Raw genomic sequence first — 2,056 nt, forward strand, 5'->3', positions numbered from 1 at the left:
AAATAAGAGATATCAAATTTATATAGATGAAGCAAATTCCGCAAACAATCAAAATCCAAGCAACACAAACCAAACAGCTCAAACAAGCATAAACCAAGATACCAAGTATGGTATCAACCTACTAAGCAAAGATAATATGAATAGCTTTATAAACTCTTTTAATGAATCAAAGAGTATAACAAGAGTAGATAAAGGTATGTGGGTGGATGGGGATAGGGAAGTCTTAGTCAAGATAGAGATAGGAAATGAGATAGTCTTTCCACTAAAAATCAAGCCTTTAAATGATAAAGGTATGGAATTTGATTGGACGCTTATGTTGGGCGATACAGGAGAGAGTCAGGCTATATTTAATTGGGATAGACTTGGCGGTAGAAAACATGCTGCAAGAGATCTATATACAGATATGCCTTTTAAAAAGAATATAAACATAAAAACTTTTAAATCAAATGTGGAGATAGTATCTATAGCTGATGGTGAAGTAATACAGACTGGTCCTTTTTACTATAAAACTGATCACATAACGATACAATACGACACGGTAGAATTTGGTAGCTTCATAATTAGATATGGAGAGGTCGATCCTTCAAGAGTAAAAGTAAAAGTAGGTGATAAGGTGAGAAAAGGTCAGGTTATAGGATACGCTGGGCTTATGATCAATAACGGCGATCACCCAAACATAGTTGATAAAAAGGTAGTCACCATGCTTCACTTTGAGTACTTTACAAATGGAGCCAACACAAAAGATGCCTTTACTGTCAAAAATGATCCAAATAATAAATTTAAAAGACGTAAAGACCTAGCAGATCCTTTAGAGATACTAAAAGAGGGATATAAAAACACGTTTGGAGAAACAATATGAAAACTGTATTTTTTAAAATAGTCTTAGCTTTACTTGTAGCTATAAATTTATTATTTGCAACAGATGATTATGATGACGACTGGGAAAGAAAGACGATACCTAAAAAGTTTTTGAGTCAAGGTTGCAAAACAATATCAAAAGACATTTGGAATGAAGGCAAGGTTTCTTATCGTCAAACTACTATATTAAATATGTACGAAAAGCCAATTTTAAATTTATATGGCGATCACGACCTAACAATCAAAGACATAGGACATCTAAAAAATCTTAAATACAAAGAGTGTAATAAAAATTTTTGTTACGACTTTGATTTTAAGTGGCTAAACAACAAAAGTCTTTTGGTACAACTACATTTTCATGCTGATAAATATTCTAAATCAAGCTGTGAATTATGGCTATATGAAGAATATGATGGTAGTGTAGATGTATATAGTTTTACGTCTAAAAATTTACCTGACTAATCATAGGCGATATATTTATGAAAATAATCTTTAAAATAGTCTTAATTTTATTTTTAGCAATAAGTACCTCATTTACAACAGAAAACTATGATGACGACTGGGAAAGAAAGGCGGTACCTAAGAAGTTTTTAAATAAAGATTGTAAAAAGCTTGCGAAGAAAATTTGGAATGAGAGTATGGTTCCTTACTACGGAAATACTATATTGGATATATGGAAAGACTATATTTTTGGTTTCTTTTTCCCACCAAAGCCAGAGTTAAAAGATATAGAGCGAATGAAAAATGTAAGATATACAGCTTACAACACAGATAAGCTAACTTATGATTTTGATTTTAAATGGATAAATAAAAATACTCTTTTGGTTCAGTTATTTTCCCCTAAAAGTGAGCGTAATCCTGACGACAGCTGTGAATTATGGTTATTTGAAGAAAAAGACGACAAAGTAAATGCATATCATTTTATGTCTTGGAATTTACCTGACTAATAAATTTATATAAGGATATAAATGAAATTTAAAATTATATTACTAGCCCTAATTGATAGTTTAAATTTAAGCGCTTTTGAGCCTTTAAGCTCTGAAAATGCTATCAATAAATTTAGTAATGATTTTTACCAAAGTTTATAAAAAAGATGAGGACTATAATAATTAATAGTCAAACAAAACACAAAAACGGCAAAGAGCACAAAGAGGACGTCACACACTTAGAATTTATGCAAAAAGACGAAGAGAGATCA

The 2,056-nt window shown here is 30.9% G+C and carries 3 protein-coding genes; all 3 read left to right on the forward strand.

Annotated elements, in window-relative coordinates:
- Positions 1–859, forward strand: an 859-nt coding sequence (locus CVT14_RS10535; protein WP_320205059.1) for a M23 family metallopeptidase, incomplete at its 5' end; no start/stop codon positions are given.
- A complete protein-coding gene (locus CVT14_RS10540; RefSeq protein ID WP_107850310.1) occupies positions 856–1,320 on the forward strand; it encodes a hypothetical protein in 465 nt (154 codons plus the stop codon). The genes CVT14_RS10535 and CVT14_RS10540, both read left to right, overlap by 4 nt.
- Positions 1,321–1,337: 17 nt before the next feature.
- Positions 1,338–1,805 carry a hypothetical protein gene (locus CVT14_RS10545; RefSeq protein ID WP_107850311.1) on the forward strand — a complete coding sequence of 156 codons (468 nt, stop codon included), beginning with the start codon at positions 1,338–1,340 and terminating at the stop codon, positions 1,803–1,805.
- Positions 1,806–2,056 lie beyond the last annotated feature (251 nt).

The organism is Campylobacter concisus (assembly GCF_003048445.1).
GTDB lineage: Bacteria > Campylobacterota > Campylobacteria > Campylobacterales > Campylobacteraceae > Campylobacter_A > Campylobacter_A concisus_BF.

What these genes read in the sequence shown, in the direction of transcription:
- CVT14_RS10540 (WP_107850310.1), top strand. Translation starts at nt 856, where the DNA reads ATGAAAACTGTATTTTTTAAAATAGTCTTAGCTTTACTTGTAGCTATA.
- CVT14_RS10545 (WP_107850311.1), top strand. Translation starts at nt 1,338, where the DNA reads ATGAAAATAATCTTTAAAATAGTCTTAATTTTATTTTTAGCAATAAGT.